This is a genomic window from Roseomonas aerilata DSM 19363 (genome assembly GCF_000711725.1).
Lineage (GTDB): Bacteria > Pseudomonadota > Alphaproteobacteria > Acetobacterales > Acetobacteraceae > Roseomonas > Roseomonas aerilata.
Genome location: NZ_JONP01000005.1, coordinates 85080 through 103074 on the forward strand (window position 1 = coordinate 85080; position 17995 = coordinate 103074).

The following is a 17995-nucleotide window of genomic DNA, read 5'->3' on the forward strand; positions in this document are numbered from 1 at the left end:
GGCGCCCGCCGGCGCCTCGGCGGCGGCCTTGGCCGAGCCGCCGCGGCGCCTCCCCGGCGCGGGCCGCCCCCCCTCCGGGCGGATCAGCCGCACGCGCCGGCCTTCCACGCCCAGCGCCAGCTCGCCGCCGCGGAGGGCCAGCGCGTCGGCCCCGAAGACGAGGCGCCGCCAGCCCTGCAGCGCCGGCAACTCCGGCGGCGCCTCGGTGGCGAGGCGGTCCAGGTCGTCCGAGCTGGCGAGAAGACGTGGCGCCACCTGGTGCTCCTCCGCCTTGGCGGCCAGCAGCACCTTCAGCAACGCGACAAGGGCAGGGGAGGGGGAGGCACCGGAGCGCTCCCGCGGGGCCTCGGGCAGCGCCTCGTCCGGCAGGGCCCGCGCCTCCTCGATCGCCTGGAGGAGGGAAGCGCCGGACTTGCCGCGGGCGAAGCCCTCCGTCACGCCGCGTGCGCGAGAGAGAGCGGCGGCGTCGGACGGCGCCGTCGCCGCCACCTCCAGCAGCGACTCGTCGCGCAGCAGGCGCTGGCGGGGGATGTTCACCCGCTGGGCCTCCCGCTCCCGCCAGGCCGCGATGGCCTGCAGCGTGCCGAGGAAGCGCCGGTTGTTCGTGCGCGGCCGCAACCTTTCCCAGGCGCTGTCGGGATCGGTGCCGTAGGTGGCGGGATCCATCAGCGCCGCCATCTCCTCCGCCACCCAGTCGAGCCGCCCCTCCTTCGCCAGCCGCTCGCGCAGGGCGACATAGATGCGGCGGAGATGGGTCACGTCCCCCGCGGCATAGGTGATCTGGGCGGGGGAGAGGGGGCGGGCCGCCCAGTCGCTGAAGCGGTGGGCCTTGTCGATCTGCGCGCCGGCCAGCGCGCGGGCGAGGCTGTCATAGCTCGCCTGGTCGCCGAAGCCCGCGACCATCGCGGCCACCTGGGTGTCGAACATCGGCTGTGGCGTGCGGCCGAAGCGGAGAAGGAAGATCTCCACGTCCTGCCGGCAGGCGTGGAACACCTTCACCACCTCCTCGTCCGCCAGCAGGGCGCCGAGCGGGGCGAGATCCAGGCCGGGCGCCAGGGCGTCCACCACCGCCGTGTCCTGGCTGCCGCCGAGCTGCACCACGCAGAGCTCGGGCCAGTAGGTCCGCTCCCGCATGAACTCGGTATCGACCGTAACGAAGGGCTCCTGGCGAAGCCGTTCGCAGAGCGGGACCAGCTGCTCGGTGGTGGTGATGAGGACGGGCGCGGGATCGGCGGCCGGGCCGTGGGCAGGGGGGCGGCGTGACATGGGGGGCGGGTTTACGCGCAGAAGCCGCGCGTCACAAACCTTTCCGGCGCGCGAAAACGATCAGAGCAGCGCCCTGAGCACGATCGGGGCGAGGATCGCGGTGACAAGGGCGTTCAGCGCGAGGGCGATCCCCGCGAAGGTCCCGGCCACATGGTTCACGTGGAAGGCGCGCGCGGTGCCCAGGCCATGCGCCGCAAGCCCCGCCGCGAAGCCCCGCGCCCGCATGTCCCGCAGGCCGAGCGCGTTCATCAGCGGCGTGACCGTCACCGCTCCGATCGCCCCGGTGATCAGCACGAGCACGGCGGCCAGCGCCGGGTCGCCCCCCAGCCCTTCGGCGATGCCCATGGCCACGCCGGCCGTCACCGATTTCGGCGCCAGCGCCGCCAGCACCGTCCCCGGGATGCCGAAGGCACGGCCGATCAGCAGGGCCGAGACCATGGCCGCGAGCGCCCCCACCAGCAGGGCCGCCCCCATGGGCAGGATGGCCCGCCAGACCGTGCGGCGGTTGCGATAAAGGGGCAGCGCCAGCGCCACCGTCGCCGGGCCGATGAGGAAGTGGACGAACTGCGCCCCCTCGAAATAGGTGCGGTAGGGCGTGGCCGTCGCCGCCAGCATCCCCGCCGCCAGCGCCACCGCGATCAGCACCGTGTTCGCCAGCGGGTGGCGCCCGAGCGCCGCCGAGATCCGGTCTGCCGCCACATAGGCGAGCAGCGTGACCGTCAGCCACAGCAGCGGCGTGCGGGAGAGATAGACCCAGAGGCCGAAATCCCCGAGCCCGTCGGCCGAGCCGCTCACGCCTCGGCTTCCTGGCGGAGCAGCCGGGCGACGGCGGCGAAGGTAAGGGCCGTGGCCACCAGCCCGATGAGGGTGGAGGCCACGAGCGCCACCGCCAGCCCCAGACCATAGGCCTGGATCACGTCCAACCGCCCGACCACTCCCACCCCGGCCGGGACGAACAGAAGCGAGAGGTTCGTGAGAAGCCCATCCGCGGCGGGAGCGAGGAAGCCGGTGTCCGCCGGCCGGGGCAGGGCGTCGTTGAGGAGCAGGAGCAGCAGCAGGAGGATCATGCCCAGCACCGGGCCGGGCAGGGGCAGGCCGGTGCCGTGGGCCACGGCCTCCCCGGCGAGCTGGCAGAGGAGGATGAGGGCGGCGCCTTGGATCATGGCGCCAGGGTAGCGAGGATCGTGCCGCGGCCGCGATCCCGCCCCAGCCCTGGTCCCGCCCACAACCCGGTGATCGCCCAAGGACTTTCCCGTCTTTTGGCCACCTTCTACGTTCCCGCCTAATGCATGAGGGAGGCGGAAGCCGCATGGCGGAGACCGAGGCGGCCTGGGGCCGGGTGATTCGGCTGGCAGGCGAGCCCGGCTCGGCCGCGATCCGCCCCTTGATGGCGGACCCCACCCGCGCCGCCCGCTTCACCCACCGCGCGGGCGACATCCTGGCCGATCTCTCCAAGACCTCCGTGTCCGACGCGGTGCTCGAGGCCCTGCTGGACCTCGCCCGCGCGCGGGGCGTGCTCGCCGCCCGCGACGCCATGGCGGCAGGGGAGCCGATCAACGCCACCGAGGGCCGCGCCGTGCTGCACATGGCGTTGCGCGGCCCGCCCGGCGCCTTCCGGACGGGCGGGGAGGATGCCTCGGCCGAGGTGCATGCCACCCTCGACGCCATGCGCGCCTTCTGCGCCCGCATCCACGCGGAGGGGCGCTTCACGGACGTGCTGAGCATCGGCATCGGCGGCTCCGACCTCGGCCCGCAGATGGCCGCACGCGCCCTCTGGCGGCACGGGATGCCGATGCGCGCCCACTACCTCTCCAACGTGGACGGCCACTCCTGGGAGGCGCTGCGCCACCGGCTGGATCCGGCGCGCACCCTCGTGCTGGTGGCCAGCAAGACCTTCACCACCGCCGAGACGATGGTGAACGCCCGCCTCGTGCGGGACTGGCTGCGCGGGGCCCAAGGTGAGGCCGCGGACGCGCAGCTCGTCGCCCTCTCGACCAACCTGGAGGCCACGCGCGACTTCGGCGTGCCGGAAGGCCAGGTCTTCGGCTTCCACGACTGGGTAGGCGGGCGCTTCTCCCTCTGGTCCGCCATCGGCCTCTCGGTCGCCCTCGCCTGCGGCTGGGAGGTCTTCGCGGACCTGCTGGCCGGCGCCCGGCGCATGGACGAGCACTTCCTCTCCGCCCCCGAGGCCGAGAACCTGCCCTTGCTGATGGCGCTGACCGAGATCTGGCACGTGGACGGCCTGAACCTCGGCAGCCGGGCGGTGCTTCCCTACGACGACCGCCTGGCCCGCTTCCCCGCTCATCTCCAGCAGGTGGAGATGGAATCCCTCGGCAAGCGCGTGACGCTGGAGGGCCTTCCCGTCCCGCGCGCCACCGGCCCCGTGGTCTTCGGGGAGCCCGGGACCAACGCCCAGCACTCCTTCATGCAGCTCCTCCACCAGGGAACCACCCCGGTGCCGGCGGACATCGTGCTGGTGGCAAGGCCCGACCACGGCTTCGAGGAGAACCACCGCCACCTCCTCGCCAACGGCCTCGCCCAGGGGGAGGCGCTGCTGCGCGGCCGGGAGGAGGCGGAGGTCCGCGCCGAGATGGTCGCGCAGGGTATGTCGCCGGCGGCCATCGAAGCCCTTCTGCCCCACCGCCTCTTCCCCGGCGACCGGCCGAGCACCACCCTCGTCCTGCCGCGGCTGGACGCGAACACCCTCGGGCAGCTCGTCGCCCTTTACGAGCACAAGGTCTTCTTCCTCGGCGCCCTCTGGGGCTTGAACGCCTTCGACCAGTGGGGGGTGGAACTGGGCAAGCAGCTTGCCGGCACCCTCCTGCCGGAACTCGCCCCCGGCGCGGCAGCGGGGCGGCACGACCCCTCCACCAGCGCCCTCATCGCGGAACTGCGCCGGCTGCGTGGGGGCTGACGAGGTCCGTGACCGCGCGCTTGTGATCCATCGTTCTGCCCATCAGAAATATTCCGGCGTTCCTATGTTAAGGCAAAGCCCGCGCTGATCGGTCGATGACGGTTAGGCGCAGGTTTCCCAGCTCGTCCTGCGGCCGTGTCCCATCGCCACAGGAATCGCTCTTGCCGCCTCATCCCTTTCCGAACAGCCAGCGGACCGCCCTCTTCCGGGAGGCCGATCGACCGGCGAACGGGCGTGGCACGGTCGGGGGCACGGGGGAGGTCACGCTCCAGCGGGTGCTGCTGGACCGCCCGGTGCCGCTGCGGCCGCTCTACTGGACCCTCGCCGCTCTTTCGCCCCTCGCGTCCTGCCCGCCGGCGCCCGAGCCGGGGCCGGTGCTGCGGATCCCCGCGGGGGCGGTGCTTGGCTTCGACACCTATTTCAATGCCTTCTTCGAGGCGAACTGGCGCGCGCGCACCGCCCTCGGCGCGCTCTTCCTGCGCCTCGACGTGTCGGGCGCCTGCACCCTCCGCGTCACCCGCCGCACCTCCATGGGGGAGACGCTGCTGCTGGAGCGGCGGCTGGAAGGCGGCCCGGTCCGCGTGGCCATCCCGGACGGAGCGATCAACTTCCGCCAGCACGGCCTGATCGCCTTCTCGATCGGCACGCATGAGGGCCCGGTCGAGGTCCGCGGCGGCGCCTGGGTGACGGAGGCCACCCCCCGCCCGGTCGGCCTGGCCGCCGTCTTCTGTACCTTCAACCGAGAGAACGACATCGCCGCCGTGCTGGCGGCCCTGACCTCGGACGAGGCGGTGCTCTCGCGCCTGGCCCGCATCCACGTCGTCAATCAGGGCCGCCCGGGCCTGGCGGAGCACCCAGCCATCGCGCCGATCCTGGCGCGGCACTCCGCGAAGCTGCGGATCATCGAGCAGGCGAATTTCGGCGGCGCGGGCGGCTTCGGCCGCGGCATCCTCGCCGCCATCGACGACCCCGCGGCCACCCATGCCGTGCTGCTCGACGACGACATCCGGATCGAGCCCGACAGCATGCTCCGCATGGCCGCCTTCTTCGGACTGGCCACCGACGAGACGCCGCTCGGCGGCCACATGCTGGACATGGTCCAGCCGATGCAGGTCTACGAGGCCGGCGCCGTCATCCGCGACGCCAACTGGTCCTTCCACCCGCAGCACCACGGGCTGGACGTCAGCAATCCCAGGAATCTCACGGCGCTGGTCGCCCCGCGCGCGATCCACTTCAATGGCTGGTGGTGCCTCGGCTTCCCCCTCTCCCTCGTGGAGCGGCTGGGCATGCCGCTGCCGGTCTTCATTCGCGGCGACGACGTGGAGTTCGGCCTTCGCCTCTACGGCGCCGGGGTGCCCGCCGTCGCGATGCCGGGCGTGGGCGTCTGGCACGAGCCCTTCTACCTCAAGCTCGGCAGCTGGCAGCTCTACTATGAGACGCGGAACATGCTGGTCGCGGCCGCCCTGCACCTCGGCACCGCGCCGCGCGGCATGGCGGTGCGGATGGCGCGCGCGCTGCTCCTCCACCTCCTCACCTTCCGCTACTACAGCGCCGCCCTCATCCTTCGCGCCATCTCGGACTTCCTGCGCGGGCCGGAGATCCTGAACAGCGCGCCGGCCGCCCTGCACGCCTCCCTCAACGCGATACGCGAGCGCTACCCGGCCGAGACGGTTCCCCGCGGGGTGGTGCTGCCGGATCACGAACCTCTGTCCCCGCCGCCCCATCGCCTCGCCTGGCTCACGCGGCTGGCGCGCGCGCTGGCGGAGAGCACGCTGCGCCCGACCCGCCCCGGTGCGCAGCCCCGGCGCCTGGAGATGGCGGCCTTCGGATGGACCCGGCTGGGCCGGATGGACTGCCTCGCGCTCGAGACCTGGTGGGACAAGGACCTGCCCATCCTCCGCCGCTCGCGCGAGAGTTTCCGCGCCCTGGTCCGGGAGGCGATCCCCCTCCTGCGCCGCCTGCTGCGCGAGGGGCCGGCGGTCGGCGCGCGCTGGCGAGAGGCCTTCCCGCGCCACCGCTCCGTGCCCTTCTGGCGGGACTATCTCGGCATGCCCCCGGCCGAGCCCACGGCGGAGGAGCGCGCCGCCTTCGCGGGAAGGACCGGCCTCGCTGCGACATCCCTCGGCACCGCCGCCGAGTAGCGCCGGGCGGGTTCCGATTCCTCAGAACCGGAAACCCAGCCCGCCATAGACGCTGCGCCCGAAGCCCGGCTCGTAGAGCGCCGAGGCCGCCGTCGCGGCCGGCGCGACCGAGGCGCTGGCGATGTATCGCCTGTCGGTCAGGTTCCGCCCCTCCACGAAGAGGGTGAGGCCGTTCTCGAGGTCGAGGGTGCCGCGCAGGCCGAGGAGCGCGTAGCCCCCCGTCCGCTGCGTGTTGGCGTTATCGGCGAAAAGCCCCTGCGGCACCCATTCCACAGTTGGCGCGAGGCTGGCGCCGGAGGGGTGGCGATAGCGCAGCTCCGCCCGCGCGAGGTGGCGCGGCACGCCCGGCAGCTTGTTGTTGCCGTAGCGAGGATCGCCGTCGAAGCGGAAATCGTTGAAGGTATAGGCGCCGCGCAGGACGAGAGCGTCGCCCGGCAGCAGGTCGCGCAGCACCGTCCAGGCGAGCGCCGCCTCCACCCCCTGGTGGAGCGTGCGCCCGGCGTTGAGCGCGAAGCTCGCCCCGTTGCCGGCGGGGTCGAAAAGCTGGATCTCGTCGCGGATGGCCGCGCGATAGGCCGCGACCTCCCATTGAAGCCCGCCCTCCCGCCCGCGCGTGCCGACCTCCGCCGTGCGTGCCCGCTGCGCCCGCAGCGAGGAGAAGCCCTGCGTCGCGAGCGGCGTCAGGTCGGAGATGGTCGGCGGCTCCGTCGTCCAGGAGAGGTTGGCGAAGGCCTGCGCCGTCGGCGTCACGTCCCAGACGGCGCCCAGGAGCGGGTTGGCGTAACGGTAGCTCGCCGAGCCGGACGCGTCGCCGTCCGAGAGGAAGCGGTCCCGGCTGGCGCGATAGGCGTCTCCGACCTGCACCCCCGCGACCAGACCGAGGGAGGGCAGCACATAGACCGTGTTCTGGATCGTCGCCGTGTTGGTGCGCGCGCGGTCACTGCTGGAGGCGGTGAGGCGCCCCGCATGGCCGGCATTGTTGACGTAGCGGTTGCTATCCGTCGCGCCGATCCCGCTCGTGGCCGCGACGACGAGGCGGTGGCGCAGCCCCGAGGCCTCGCCCTCCAGCGTGAGGCGTGCGAAGCCGTTCACGTCGTCGCTGCGCTGGTCGATGTACTGGAAGATCGGGTGGTCCAGCTCGCGGTGCACGAAGGAGGCGCCGGCCTCCAGCACCGCGCCCGGCGCGATCCGCCAGGTGGTGCGGCTGGCAACGCGGTTGCTCTCGATGTTGCGCTGGTAGTCGTTCAGCAGGTTGGCCGCCGCCGCCGCGCGCGGGTCGGACAATGCCCGCGCCCGCGTCAGCGTGCCGGGAATGCGCTGCTCGATGTGGTTGTAGCCGTAGTACAGCCGCGTCTCGATATCCTCGTTCACCTGCCAGCCGAGATTGCCGTTGAACCGCCGGCTCTCCCCGTCGCTGTGCCGGCGGAAGCCGTCCTGGCTGAGGGTGGAGAGGCTGCCCCAGGCATCGAAGCCGCCCGCCGCGACGCCATAGGCCGCCTGGGCACGGCGATAGCCGAAGCTGCCCATCTCACCGCGGATCAGGGCACCGGGGTCGCTGCGCCCGGTCGGCGTCACGAAGTTCAGCACGCCGCCGAGGGTCGCGCTGCCGCGACCGAAGGCATTCGCGCCGCGCAGCACCTCCACATGCCCGAAGGTCAGCGGGTCCAGCTCCTGGAAGTCGCCGGAACCGTCCGCCTGGTTCAGCGGCACGCCGTCCTGGGTGAGCTGCACGCCCCGCAGGTGCGAGTTCCGCGCGAGGCCGGAGCCGCGGATCGAGAGCCGCGTGTCCTCCCCCCATTTCGGCTGGGCGAAGACACCGGGGGTGTATTCGAGCACGTCCCGGAGCGAGGTGACGCCCGCGCGGAGGCGGATTTCCTCGGCCGGCACGACGCTGACATTGCCGGGCACCGCGCGCAGCCGCTCCGCCGCCTGGGCGGCATCGGGGGAGGTGAGGGAAGGGGCGGTGCCGGTGACGGCCACCTCGGGCACGGCCACGGGCTCGCCGGTTGTCAGCGGCTGGGCAAGGGTGGCGAAGGGCAGGGGAAGGAGGGCGGCCGCGAGCAACGCGGCGCGAAGGGACGAGGGCATGGAAGGTTCCTGACGGGCATGGAGCAGCCGGCCCCGGAGGGGGCAGGCGGAGCCAATCCCGAGGCGACCGGCCGGGGCCGGTGCCGTCGGGGTCGCACGGACCGATCCTTTCGGAACCGGCCGGGCGTGCGGGTCAGGCGGTGGGCGGGGCTCTCGGCTGTTGCGGGGGCGCGCGGGGCGGGAAGGGCGGCAGCCCGGCGCGGCCGGCCGGGTGCTCGACCGCGACGGGCACGACGCGCGCGGCCGGCACCCGCGGCACCTCCGCCACGATGGCGGCCGGGCCCTGGCCCATGTCGCAGCAGTCGAGGTCGTGCGCGGCGGGAAGCGGACGGCCGTCCTCGTCCAGCAGCACCGTCCGCGTGCCGGAGGGGGTGCAGAGTTCCGTCGCTACGGCGCGGCCGAGCATCCCCATCGCCCGCGCGTGCGGCAGCATCGCCGCCGCCCATTGCAGCAGCAGCAGTCCGGCGAGCAGGCGCGCGAGATGGCTGCGGGAGGGGCGCATCACCGTCCGGATAGCGGAACGGCGCGCCCCCGGCCAGATCAGCGGTTCACTCTTCCTCAACCCAGGCCGGCCATCCTTGCCCCAGCCCCGGGAAAACCCCATCCCTGGCGCTGTGACCTTCACCTCCCTTCTGGCGACATCCCAGGCCATTCGCCGCCTTCCCCCCACCACGGCCGACCGCATCGCCGCGGGCGAGGTGGTGGAGCGCCCCGCCGCCGCCGTGAAGGAGCTGGTGGAGAACGCGCTCGACGCCGGCGCGCGCCGCGTCACCGTCGCGCTGGAAGGTGGCGGCACCGACCGCATCCTCGTGGAGGACGACGGCGCCGGCATGTCGCCCGCCGACCTCGCGCTGTGCATCGAGCGCCACGCCACCTCGAAGCTGCCGGACGAGGCGACGCTGTTCCGCATCGCCACCCTCGGCTTCCGGGGAGAGGCGCTGCCCTCCATCGGCGCCGTCTCCCGCCTGGCCATCACCACCCGCCCGCGCGACGGCGAGGCACACGCCATCACGGTCGAGGCCGGGCGCGTGGGCGAGGTGACGCCCGCGGCCGCCCCGCCCGGCACGCGGGTGGAGGTGCGCGACCTGTTTTTCGCCACCCCCGCGCGCCGCAAGTTCCTGAAAACGCCGGGCACCGAGGCCTCCCACGCGGTGGAGGCCGTGCGCCGCCTCGCCTTCGCCTGGCCGGAGGTCGGCTTCCGCGTCACGGTGGACGGCCGCACCGCCCTCGACCTCCCGTCGGCCGACCGCGCCACCCGCGCCGGCGCCCTGCTGGGCCGCGACTTCGCCACCGCCGCCGTGCCGGTGGAGGGAAGCTGGCCGGACCTCGTGCTGGAGGGGCTGGCCGGCCTGCCCACCCATCACCGCGCGACGGCGGCCGAGCAGCACCTCGTGGTCAATCGCCGCCCCGTGCGCGACCCGCTGCTGCGCGCCGCCCTGCGCGTCGCCTACCGGGACGTGCTGGCCGCCGGCCGCCACCCCGTCGCCGCCCTCTTCCTCGAGATCCCGCCCGAGGCGGTGGACGTGAACGTCCACCCGATGAAGACGGAGCTGCGCTTCCGCGACGCCGCCGGCGTGCGTGGGGCGATGATCGCCTCTCTCCGCCGGGCGCTGGGCACGGGCGCGGGGGTGGGCCTGACCCGCACCGGCTGGGATTCCAGCAGCGCCGCCGCCGACCCCGCCTGGCCCAGCCGCGCCGGCCAGCCCATGCCGCAAGGGGGGGCCAGCGTCACCTGGGCGGATGGCACCGAGACCCCAACCCGCGCCCCCGGCTTCGCCGAGCCGGGCTTCGCCTTCGCCGCGCCCGCGCCGTCGCGCCCGGTGCAGCCACGCTTCGCCCTGCCGCCCGGGGGCCTCTCCGTGCCCGCCGAAGCGCCGCCCCTGCCGCCCGGCAGCGCGGCGGAGGGACCGCTCGGTCGCCCGCTCGCGCAGCTCCTCGACACCTATGTCCTCGCGGAGGCGCCCGACGGGGCCCTCATCCTCGTGGACCAGCACGCGGCGCACGAGCGACTGACGCATGAGCGCCTCTCGGCCCAGCTCGTCGCGGGCGGGGTGCGGTCCCAGCCGCTGCTCCTGCCGGCGGTGGTGGACATGCCGGCGGCCGACGCGCTGCGCCTTGCCGGCCGGGCGGAGGACCTCGCGCGCCTCGGGTTGGAGATCGAGCCCTTCGGCCCTGGCGCCATCCTCGTCCGGGCCCTGCCGGCCTTGCTGGGCACGCCGGAGCCCGGGCCGATCCTGGCCGACATCGCCGCCGAACTCGCGGATTGGGAGGAGAGCACCGCGCTGGAGCGCCGGCTGGACGCCGCGGTCGCGCGCCTGGCCTGCCATGGCAGCGTGCGCGCCGGGCGCCGCCTCAATCCCGCGGAAATGGCGGCCCTGCTGCGGGAGATGGAGGCGACGCCGCGCGCCGCCACCTGCTCCCACGGACGGCCCACCTTCCTGCGCCTGGGCGCGGGCGACCTCGCACGGATGTTCGGCCGGACCTGAGCAGGCCGCGCGTCACAACCGGGAGCCGGCCCGCGGGTTACCCCAGACAATGTGGGGAGGGATGCCGGATGGCCGAGAAAGCTGACGGGAGTGCCGGGCGCTCCCGATTCAGCGCGGAGACGCTCAACAACGCTGTGCAGACGCTCGCCATCATCGGGGCTGGCGCCTGGGGCGTCTACACCTTCATCTACGAGGCCCGGATCGCCCCCAGCCTTGCGCCGCCGAGCGTCTCCGTGACGAGCACGCTGGAGCGGGTCGGCCGCAAGGACGGGCTCGTCGCCATCCGCTCGACCGTCACGCGCCGGAACGTCGGGCAGGCCGAGGTCCGCGTGCTCGGCCTCACCTACAACGTCATCGGCGTGCGGGTGCGCTTCGCGGAGGGCGGCGCCTTGCCCTCCGTCCCGCCGGAGGGCGGGGCAGTGGCCCAGGCGCGCGATTACGCGGAGGAGGAGGGCGATGTCCTGCTCCGCAACGGCGTGCTCTTCGACGGCGCGGCGGGTGGTCCCTCCGGCCTCAACCCCGGCGAGGCGGTCTCGCGCGACCTTGTCTTCTACGCGGATCCGGCGCGGTACGACTCCATCCGCTTCCTCGTCGCACTCTCCTACGCGAAGATGTCGGAGCCGCCGGTGCCGCTGGTTCTCACGCTGCGCGACGGGCGGATCGCGGCCGTGCCCGGGCCTGATTGCGGCCCGCAGCCCTCCCGCTGCCAAACCCTGGCCACAACCGATTTCGGGACAGAGTTCTCCCTGTGGACGCCGTGACCGCGGGGAGTCCGCCGCAGCCCGTAGGCCGCGGTTGCGGTCCTGCCCGCCCCGGCCCCAATCTCCGCGGATCTTGGGGAGGATGCCGAATGGGCCTCGTTCCGGTGATGATCCGGACCGTGGCGGGTAGCGGGCGCCGGCCCGCTGCCGCGCGGGCGATGGCGTGATGGGGGAGGCCCTGGCAAGCCCGCCGCGCAGCCTTTCCGGCCACCTGCGCCGCCTGCGCACCCGCCTCCGCCGCCTCTACGAGGATGACACGCCCTGGGCACGCCGGGGGCGCGACGTGCTGCTCGCCACCGACATCAGCATCCTCGTCTTTGTCATCGCGACGTCCTTCACGCCCGGCCACGCCTGGATCGAGGTGGTGGACGGCGTGCTCGGGCTGCTCCTGCTCGTTGAATTCACCGCCCGCTTCTTCGCCAGCCGAACACCGCGCCGGGACCTGCTTCACCCCTGGACCTGGGTGGACATGGTGGCGATCGCCTCCTTCCTCGTGCCTGTGACGGGGGAGGCCTTCGGCTTCCTGCGCGCGCTCCGCCTGCTGCGGGTGCTGCGGCTCTTCCGCGTGCTCGAGCGGCTGCGCGAGGTCTCGCCGCTCTTCCGGCGCGAGGAGGAAGCCGTCCTGGCCGCGGCGAACCTGATCGTCTTCATCTTCGTCATGACCGGGCTGGTCTACGCCACCCAGCACCGCTCCAATCCGCACATCACGAACTACGCGGACGCGCTCTACTTCACCATCACCTCGCTGACGACGACCGGCTTCGGAGACATCACCCTGCCGGGCACGACGGGGCGCATGCTCTCCGTCATCATCATGCTGGCGGGCGTCACGCTATTCCTGCGCCTCGCCCAGGCGATGTTCCGCCCCTCCAAGGTGCGGCACGACTGTCCCTCCTGCGGCCTGATGCGGCACGAGGCGGACGCGGTGCACTGCAAGGCCTGCGGCGTCGTCCTCAACATCCCCGACGAGGGGCGCTGAAGGCCGCGGCGCGGCCCTAGTCGATCAGCCAGCGGAAGGAGCGCCGCAGATGCTCCGTTCCGTCGCGCTCGAACCAGCGGCCATGGGCGAAGATCACCCGCTCCGGCCGCAGCGCGATGAGGCGGGAGGCCGCGCGTGCCGCCTCCGCCTGCCGCTGCCGCACGATGGCCCGCAGATAGGGCGGCGGCATGCCGTCCGGCGAGAGCACGCCGAAAGCCCAGGCGATCGGCCGCACCGGCAGCGGCACCTTCGGTGATTCGAGGTTGATGACGAGGTCCGTCAGCACCAGCGTCTCGGTCGGCCGGTGGAACATCGCCGTCTCGGTGAAGCCGGCAACGCCCGGCACCGGCACGAGCTGGATCGCGTCCCCCCATTCCGACGGCGCCGTCTCGGCCAGGTCGTGGTCCAGCCGCAGCCCGCTGCGCCGCACCTGCCCGCGAGTGCGCAGGCCGGGCGTGGCCCAGGTGGTCGCCTCCGGGCAGGCGTCCGACCAGTCCTTCATGAAGGTCCAGTGTCCGAAGCTCGGCGCCACCAGGTGCCGCACCGGCCCGATCGCCTCCAGCTCGCCCTTGAGCTTGAGGGAGAAACGCGTGGGGGAGTGTAGCAGCAGCCCGCCATCCAGCAGGCGGATCACCGTCATCCGTGTGCCCAGCACAGCGCCGAGCGCGCCCTCCAGCGTGCTGTCCACGATGAAGAGCCCCTCCGCCACGGGCTTGGGCGTGTCGAGCGGTGGGTAGCTCACATGGTGCGCCACCGCGTGCTGATCCTGCGCCAGCAGCCGCGCCACCGGCCCACTTCCCTGGCCCGGCCCCTGCCGCGGCGAGGCGCTGCTGAGGGCGGTCACCGCCAGCTCCGTGATGCCGAGGCCCACGAGAAGCGCCCGCGCCGCGTCGGGCTGCCGCCGCATGGCCAGCCCGGCCACCAGCAGCGCCGCGCCGCCGGCCGTGTCGAGCATCAGATGCTGGCGCATCGAGAGGGTCGGCGTCAGCCCGCCCTCGTAGTCGGTCAACGCCGCATAGCCCGCGTGATAGGCGCCCGCCGCGCCCAGCAGCCGCGAAACCGGCGGCGGCAGCACGCGCGAGGCCGAAAGGCCGCCGAGCAGGGCGGCCATGCCGTAGTCGATCAGCCCGTGCAGCCGGGTGGAGATAATCATCGGGCGCATCCGATCCTTGGGGGCCCCGGGAAAACGGGACCGCCGCGGGATAGATGCATTCCGGGCGAGGAAACGTGGGCGCACGCGAGCCACCGCCGCGCGGGGCGGATGAGAATGCCCTTCAGCCGGCCCGGTCAGGGGCCGGCGGGCGGAAGGGCGTCAGCCCTCCTCCTCGTCGTCGGCGCCGCGCAGGTCGCAGGCGATGACATAGGCCGGGGAACCGTCCTCGGCCTCCATCTCCTCGATGATGTCGATGCCGTAGATGTCGATGTCCCCGTCATCCTCCTCGCCGCCGAGCATGATGCCGAGGGCGATGGGGCGGGAGGCGTCGAGCTTCTGCAGCTCGGCGATCAGGGCGCCGACCGTCATGGTCTCGGTGGCCTGGTTCTCGTCGGACATGGGGGTCGCTCCTGAAGGCTGCGCCGATGTGGCAGGCCGCGAGGGAGCGGGCAAGGGCGGGGCGCGTGACGGGCGCGTGAACGTGGCCTAGTCCCGCTTCATCCAGCCGGAAGGGCCCTGCTGCCAGTAGGTCAGCGCGTGCCCGGCCGCCTTGCCGCGGCGCCAGCGGTCGCGCGCCGCCTGCAAGGCCGCGGGGTCGTTGCCGTCGAAGAGGTCGAAGACGCGGTCGAAGGACTCGGCCCGCGCCGTCTCCGCGCCGTCGGCGAGGAAGAGGTGCCGCGCGCCGTTGGGCGCCTCGTCCTCGGTCGTCAGCCAGATCGGCTGGAGGTCGGCATCGCCGGTGGCGGGGGTGCCATGGGGCAGCCAGTCCGGCTCGGGGCAGAGCCAGAGGGCCGTGTCCAGCGCCGCCAGCCGCTCCGGCCCCCCCACCCGCACCACGGCGCGGCCGCCGGTGGCCAGCACGCGGCCGAGCAGCCGGGGCAGCGCCACCTCCAGTGCCGTGCGGGTCAGGTGGTAGAAGCCGATCTCGCTCATGCCGCCCGGGAGGTCTCGAAGCGGTCCGCGACCAGCCGGTCGAGCAGCCGCACGCCGAAGCCGCTGGGGCCGGGGGGCAGGGGATAGGCGCCGCTCTCCACCCCTTCCTCCCGCAGGTCCATCCCGGCGATGTCGAGATGCGCCCAGGGCGCGTCGCCCCCCGCGAACTCCCCCAGGAAGGCCGCGGCCTGGCAGGCATCGGGCAGGAACTTCCCCGCCCATCCCGGCCCCCCGCCGCCGACCGGCAGGCAGTGGCGGAGGTCGGCGATCGCGCTGTCGAGGTCGCGGCGGTGCTTGGCCCCGATCGGCATGGGCCAGAGCGGCTCCCCCACCGCCTCGCCCGCCGCCATCAGGGCGTCTCGCAGGATGTCGTCGTTCCCGAAGAGCCCCGCGCGATGGTGGCCGAGGGCCGAGACGATGCTGCCCGTGAGCGTCGCAAGATCGATGATCGCGCGCGGCCGCAGCCCGCGGGCGTGGTGCAGCGCGTCCGCCAGCACCAGCCGCCCCTCGGCGTCGGTGTCCACCACCTCCACCGTGCGGCCGGAGGCGGTGCGGAGCACGTCGCCGGGGCGGTAGCTCTCGGCGCCCGTCGCGTTCTCGGCGACGGCCAGCACGGCCACGGCATGGACAGGGCTGCGGCGCAGCGCGAGGGCCAGGATCGCCCCCGCGCAGGCGGCCGCGCCGGCCATGTCGCCCTTCATCGCCTCCATCCCCTTGGCGGGCTTGATGGAGATGCCGCCGGTGTCGAAGGTGATGCCCTTGCCGACGAAGGCGACCGGCGCGCCTTCCCCTCGCCAGCGCAGCACCACCAGCCGCGGCGGATGCGCCGATCCCCGCCCGACCGCGAGCAGGCCGCCATAGCCGCCCCGCTCCAGCCAGTCGCGCCCGAGCACCGTCACCTCGATCCCGTGCTTGCGCAGCCCGGTCAGCCGCTCGGCGAAGGTAGTGGGGGTCAGGCGGTTGGCCGGCTCGGCCGCCAGGTCGCGCGCGAGGCCGACGCCGCGCAGCACCGCCTCCACCCGCGCGAAAGCCGGCGCCGCGGCGGCGGCATCGTCCACCAGCAGGTCCAGCCGCCGCAGGTCGCGCCGCGGGCCGGTGGAGAGGTTCGGCAGCCGGTGCCCGCGCATTCCCGCGCCCATGGCGAGCTGCGCGACCGCGCCCGGGGCCAGCCCGCGCGCGTCGATCACGGCGTGACGCACCGGCGTCGAATCCCGGTCCTCGGGGGCCGTCGTCATGGAGGCGACGGCGAGCGCGCCCGCCACCTCCAGCCGCAGCGGGTGTGGCGGGCCCGCGCCGATCAGCCAGGCGGTGCGCCCGCCCAGCACGCCGTCCAGCCGCAGCGCCTCTCCCCTCGCCGCGTCGAAGCGCGCGACGGCGGCCAGCGGCGCGTAGGCGGCGGGCAGCAACTCGTCCGGCAGGGCCGGGAAGGCCACCGGATGGCGGCCGCGCGGCAGCTCGGTCAGGCGGAGCTTCAGCACGGCCGGCCGCCGTCAGCGCCGGGGGCGGCGCGTCGCCGGCCGCGCCGCGCGGGCGGGGGCGGGCGGGGCCACGGGCTCGGCGATGGAGGCGTCGCTCGCCGCCCCGCCCTCGGCCAGGATGGCCGGGGATTCGCTGCCGGTGCCGCTGACCGCCGCCTCGGGCTCGCCCGCGGGGACCGGCGCCTCGGCCGCGCGGCCCTCGTGGTGCTCGGCCACCAGCCGGTCCAGCAGGCGCACGCCCCAGGCCGTCGCGCCCTTGGGCACGGTCGGCTGGTCCTTCCCGCCCCAGGCGACGCCGGCGATGTCGAGATGCGCCCAGGGGCAGCCGTCGACGAAGCGCTGGAGGAACTGCGCGGCCGTGATCGAGCCGCCGGCGCGACCGCCGCCCACGTTCTTCATGTCCGCGATGTCGGACTTGATGGCGCGGTCATAGGCCTCGCCCAGCGGCATCCGCCAGGCGAGCTCGCCCACGGACTTGCCGGCCTCCTGGATGCGCGCCGCCAGCCCCTCGTCGTTCGAGAACAGGCCTGCATGCTCGTTGCCGAGCGCGACGATGATCGCGCCCGTCAGCGTCGCGAGGTTCACCATGAAGGCGGGGTCGAAGCGCTTCTTGCAGTAGGACAGCACGTCCGCCAGCACGAGCCGCCCCTCGGCATCCGTGTTGATCACCTCGATCGTCTGCCCGGAATAGGAGGTGACGACGTCGCCCGGCCGCACCGCGGTGCCGGAAGGCATGTTCTCCACGAGGCCGACGAGCCCGACCACGTCCACCTTCGCCTTCCGGCCGGCCAGCGCCATCATCAGCCCGGCCACGGTGCCGGCGCCGGCCATGTCCCACTTCATGTCCTCCATCCCGGCGGCGGGCTTGATGGAGATGCCGCCGGTGTCGAAGGTCACGCCCTTGCCGATGAAGGCGATCGGCTGGCTGTCCTTCTTCTTCGAATCCGTGCCGTTCCAGCGCATCACCACCATGCGCGGCGGCTGCGCCGATCCCTGGGAGACGCAGAGCATCGAGCCGAACCCGAGCTTCTCGAGGTCCTTCTGCCCGAAGACCTCCACCTCCACGCCGAGCTTCTCCAGCTTGCGCAGCCGGTCGGCGAATTCGGGCGGGTTGAGGATATTGGCGGGCTCGCTGACCAGCTCGCGCGTCAGGAACACGCCCTCGGCGATGGCGCGGCGGCTCGCCCATTCGGCCTTCGCGGCGTGCGGATCGTCGCAGAGCACCTTCACGCCCGCCAGCCGCGGCTTGTCCTCGGGCTTCTCGGTCGTGCGGTAGCGGTCGAAGCGCCAGGCGCGCAGCACGGCGCCGAGTGCGACATCCGCCGCCGCCCCGGCCCAACCGCCGATGGCCCGCGCGTCGATCGAGGCCAGCGCCTCCCGCCCGAGCGCCGCGACAGCGTTCCCGCCCGCCGCCTCGGCCCCGGCCGGGTCCAGCGAATCGCGCTTGCCGAGGCCGACCAGCACCAGCCGCGAGAGCCCGCCGCCGGGGGCGTAGAGGGTCGTCGCCTGGCCCTTGCGGCCCTTGAACTCCGCCGCCGCCGCCCCGCGCGCCAGGTTGCCGCCCAGCAGCCGGTCCCATTCGCCCATCAGGGCGCCGCCGAGATCCTCCTCCGCCAGCGGAAGGACGAGGGCGCCGCTCTCGGGCAGGGAGGCTTTGGCAAAGGCAATGTCGAGCATGGGGGATCCCGGGTCTGTCAGCCGAGAGATAGCATTGACGGGGCAATACGCCACGTCGCCCCGGGCCGAGACGGGGCAGCCATGCCGCTTTCATCGTTTCGTCAACGCGCCGTGATGAC

The 17995-nt window shown here is 73.7% G+C and carries 14 protein-coding genes and 1 pseudogene; 5 read left to right on the forward strand and 10 right to left on the reverse strand.

The window, feature by feature from the left end:
• Nucleotides 1-81: 81 nt before the first annotated feature.
• The 3 genes and pseudogenes from rnd to BO39_RS07545 form a co-directional block, all read right to left on the reverse strand.
• Nucleotides 82-1266: pseudogene (gene rnd, locus BO39_RS07535) on the reverse strand (ribonuclease D); the annotation flags it as partial.
• A 60-nt stretch (nucleotides 1267-1326) separates the two neighbouring features.
• Nucleotides 1327-2061, reverse strand: coding sequence for an LrgB family protein (locus BO39_RS07540; protein WP_043831652.1), 735 nt, complete (start codon nucleotides 2059-2061; stop codon nucleotides 1327-1329).
• A complete protein-coding gene (locus BO39_RS07545; protein ID WP_043831654.1) occupies nucleotides 2058-2429 on the reverse strand; it encodes a CidA/LrgA family protein in 372 nt (123 codons plus the stop codon). The genes BO39_RS07540 and BO39_RS07545 overlap by 4 nt, the downstream gene beginning before the upstream one ends.
• A 146-nt stretch (nucleotides 2430-2575) precedes the next feature.
• Between BO39_RS07545 and pgi the strand changes: the two genes are divergently transcribed.
• Both pgi and BO39_RS07555 read left to right on the forward strand, forming a co-directional pair.
• On the forward strand, nucleotides 2576-4180 hold the full coding sequence (pgi, locus tag BO39_RS07550; RefSeq protein ID WP_043831656.1) for a glucose-6-phosphate isomerase: 1605 nt from the start codon (nucleotides 2576-2578) through the stop codon (nucleotides 4178-4180).
• A 161-nt stretch (nucleotides 4181-4341) separates the two neighbouring features.
• On the forward strand, nucleotides 4342-6321 hold the full coding sequence (locus BO39_RS07555; RefSeq protein ID WP_043831659.1) for a glycosyltransferase: 1980 nt from the start codon (nucleotides 4342-4344) through the stop codon (nucleotides 6319-6321).
• 21 nt (nucleotides 6322-6342) lie between these two features.
• On the opposite strand, the gene BO39_RS07560 is transcribed toward BO39_RS07555, so the two are convergent.
• Complete coding sequence (locus BO39_RS07560; protein WP_052401745.1) at nucleotides 6343-8409, reverse strand: TonB-dependent receptor family protein; 2067 nt, start codon at nucleotides 8407-8409, stop codon at nucleotides 6343-6345.
• 133 nt (nucleotides 8410-8542) lie between these two features.
• Nucleotides 8543-8971, reverse strand: coding sequence for a hypothetical protein (locus tag BO39_RS34295; protein ID WP_052401747.1), 429 nt, complete (start codon nucleotides 8969-8971; stop codon nucleotides 8543-8545).
• 88 nt (nucleotides 8972-9059) lie between these two features.
• Here BO39_RS34295 and mutL point away from each other — a divergent pair, with 88 nt between their 5' ends.
• The 3 genes from mutL to BO39_RS07580 all read left to right on the forward strand — a co-directional run bounded on the left by mutL (nucleotide 9060) and on the right by BO39_RS07580 (nucleotide 12635).
• Complete coding sequence (mutL, locus tag BO39_RS07570; protein ID WP_245615043.1) at nucleotides 9060-10895, forward strand: DNA mismatch repair endonuclease MutL; 1836 nt, start codon at nucleotides 9060-9062, stop codon at nucleotides 10893-10895.
• Nucleotides 10896-10963: 68 nt separating this feature from the next.
• Nucleotides 10964-11656 carry a hypothetical protein gene (locus BO39_RS07575; protein ID WP_052401749.1) on the forward strand — a complete coding sequence of 231 codons (693 nt, stop codon included), beginning with the start codon at nucleotides 10964-10966 and terminating at the stop codon, nucleotides 11654-11656.
• Nucleotides 11657-11822: 166 nt separating this feature from the next.
• Entirely contained in the window at nucleotides 11823-12635 is an 813-nt protein-coding gene (locus BO39_RS07580; RefSeq protein WP_084697930.1) for a potassium channel family protein, read from the forward strand.
• A gap of 16 nt (nucleotides 12636-12651) precedes the next feature.
• On the opposite strand, the gene BO39_RS07585 is transcribed toward BO39_RS07580, so the two are convergent.
• The 5 genes from BO39_RS07585 to BO39_RS07605 all read right to left on the reverse strand — a co-directional run bounded on the left by BO39_RS07585 (nucleotide 12652) and on the right by BO39_RS07605 (nucleotide 17876).
• On the reverse strand, nucleotides 12652-13788 hold the full coding sequence (locus BO39_RS07585; protein ID WP_211257396.1) for a DUF4336 domain-containing protein: 1137 nt from the start codon (nucleotides 13786-13788) through the stop codon (nucleotides 12652-12654).
• A 159-nt stretch (nucleotides 13789-13947) separates the two neighbouring features.
• Complete coding sequence (locus BO39_RS07590) at nucleotides 13948-14187, reverse strand: hypothetical protein (protein WP_043831661.1); 240 nt, start codon at nucleotides 14185-14187, stop codon at nucleotides 13948-13950.
• A gap of 87 nt (nucleotides 14188-14274) precedes the next feature.
• Complete coding sequence (locus tag BO39_RS07595) at nucleotides 14275-14721, reverse strand: DNA polymerase III subunit chi (RefSeq protein WP_043831664.1); 447 nt, start codon at nucleotides 14719-14721, stop codon at nucleotides 14275-14277.
• On the reverse strand, nucleotides 14718-16199 hold the full coding sequence (locus BO39_RS07600; protein WP_052401751.1) for a M17 family metallopeptidase: 1482 nt from the start codon (nucleotides 16197-16199) through the stop codon (nucleotides 14718-14720). Before BO39_RS07600 ends, BO39_RS07595 begins: the two co-directional genes overlap by 4 nt.
• 12 nt (nucleotides 16200-16211) lie before the next feature.
• Nucleotides 16212-17876: a leucyl aminopeptidase gene (locus BO39_RS07605; protein WP_043831666.1), complete on the reverse strand. Its 1665-nt coding sequence runs from the start codon at nucleotides 17874-17876 to the stop codon at nucleotides 16212-16214.
• Nucleotides 17877-17995 lie beyond the last annotated feature (119 nt).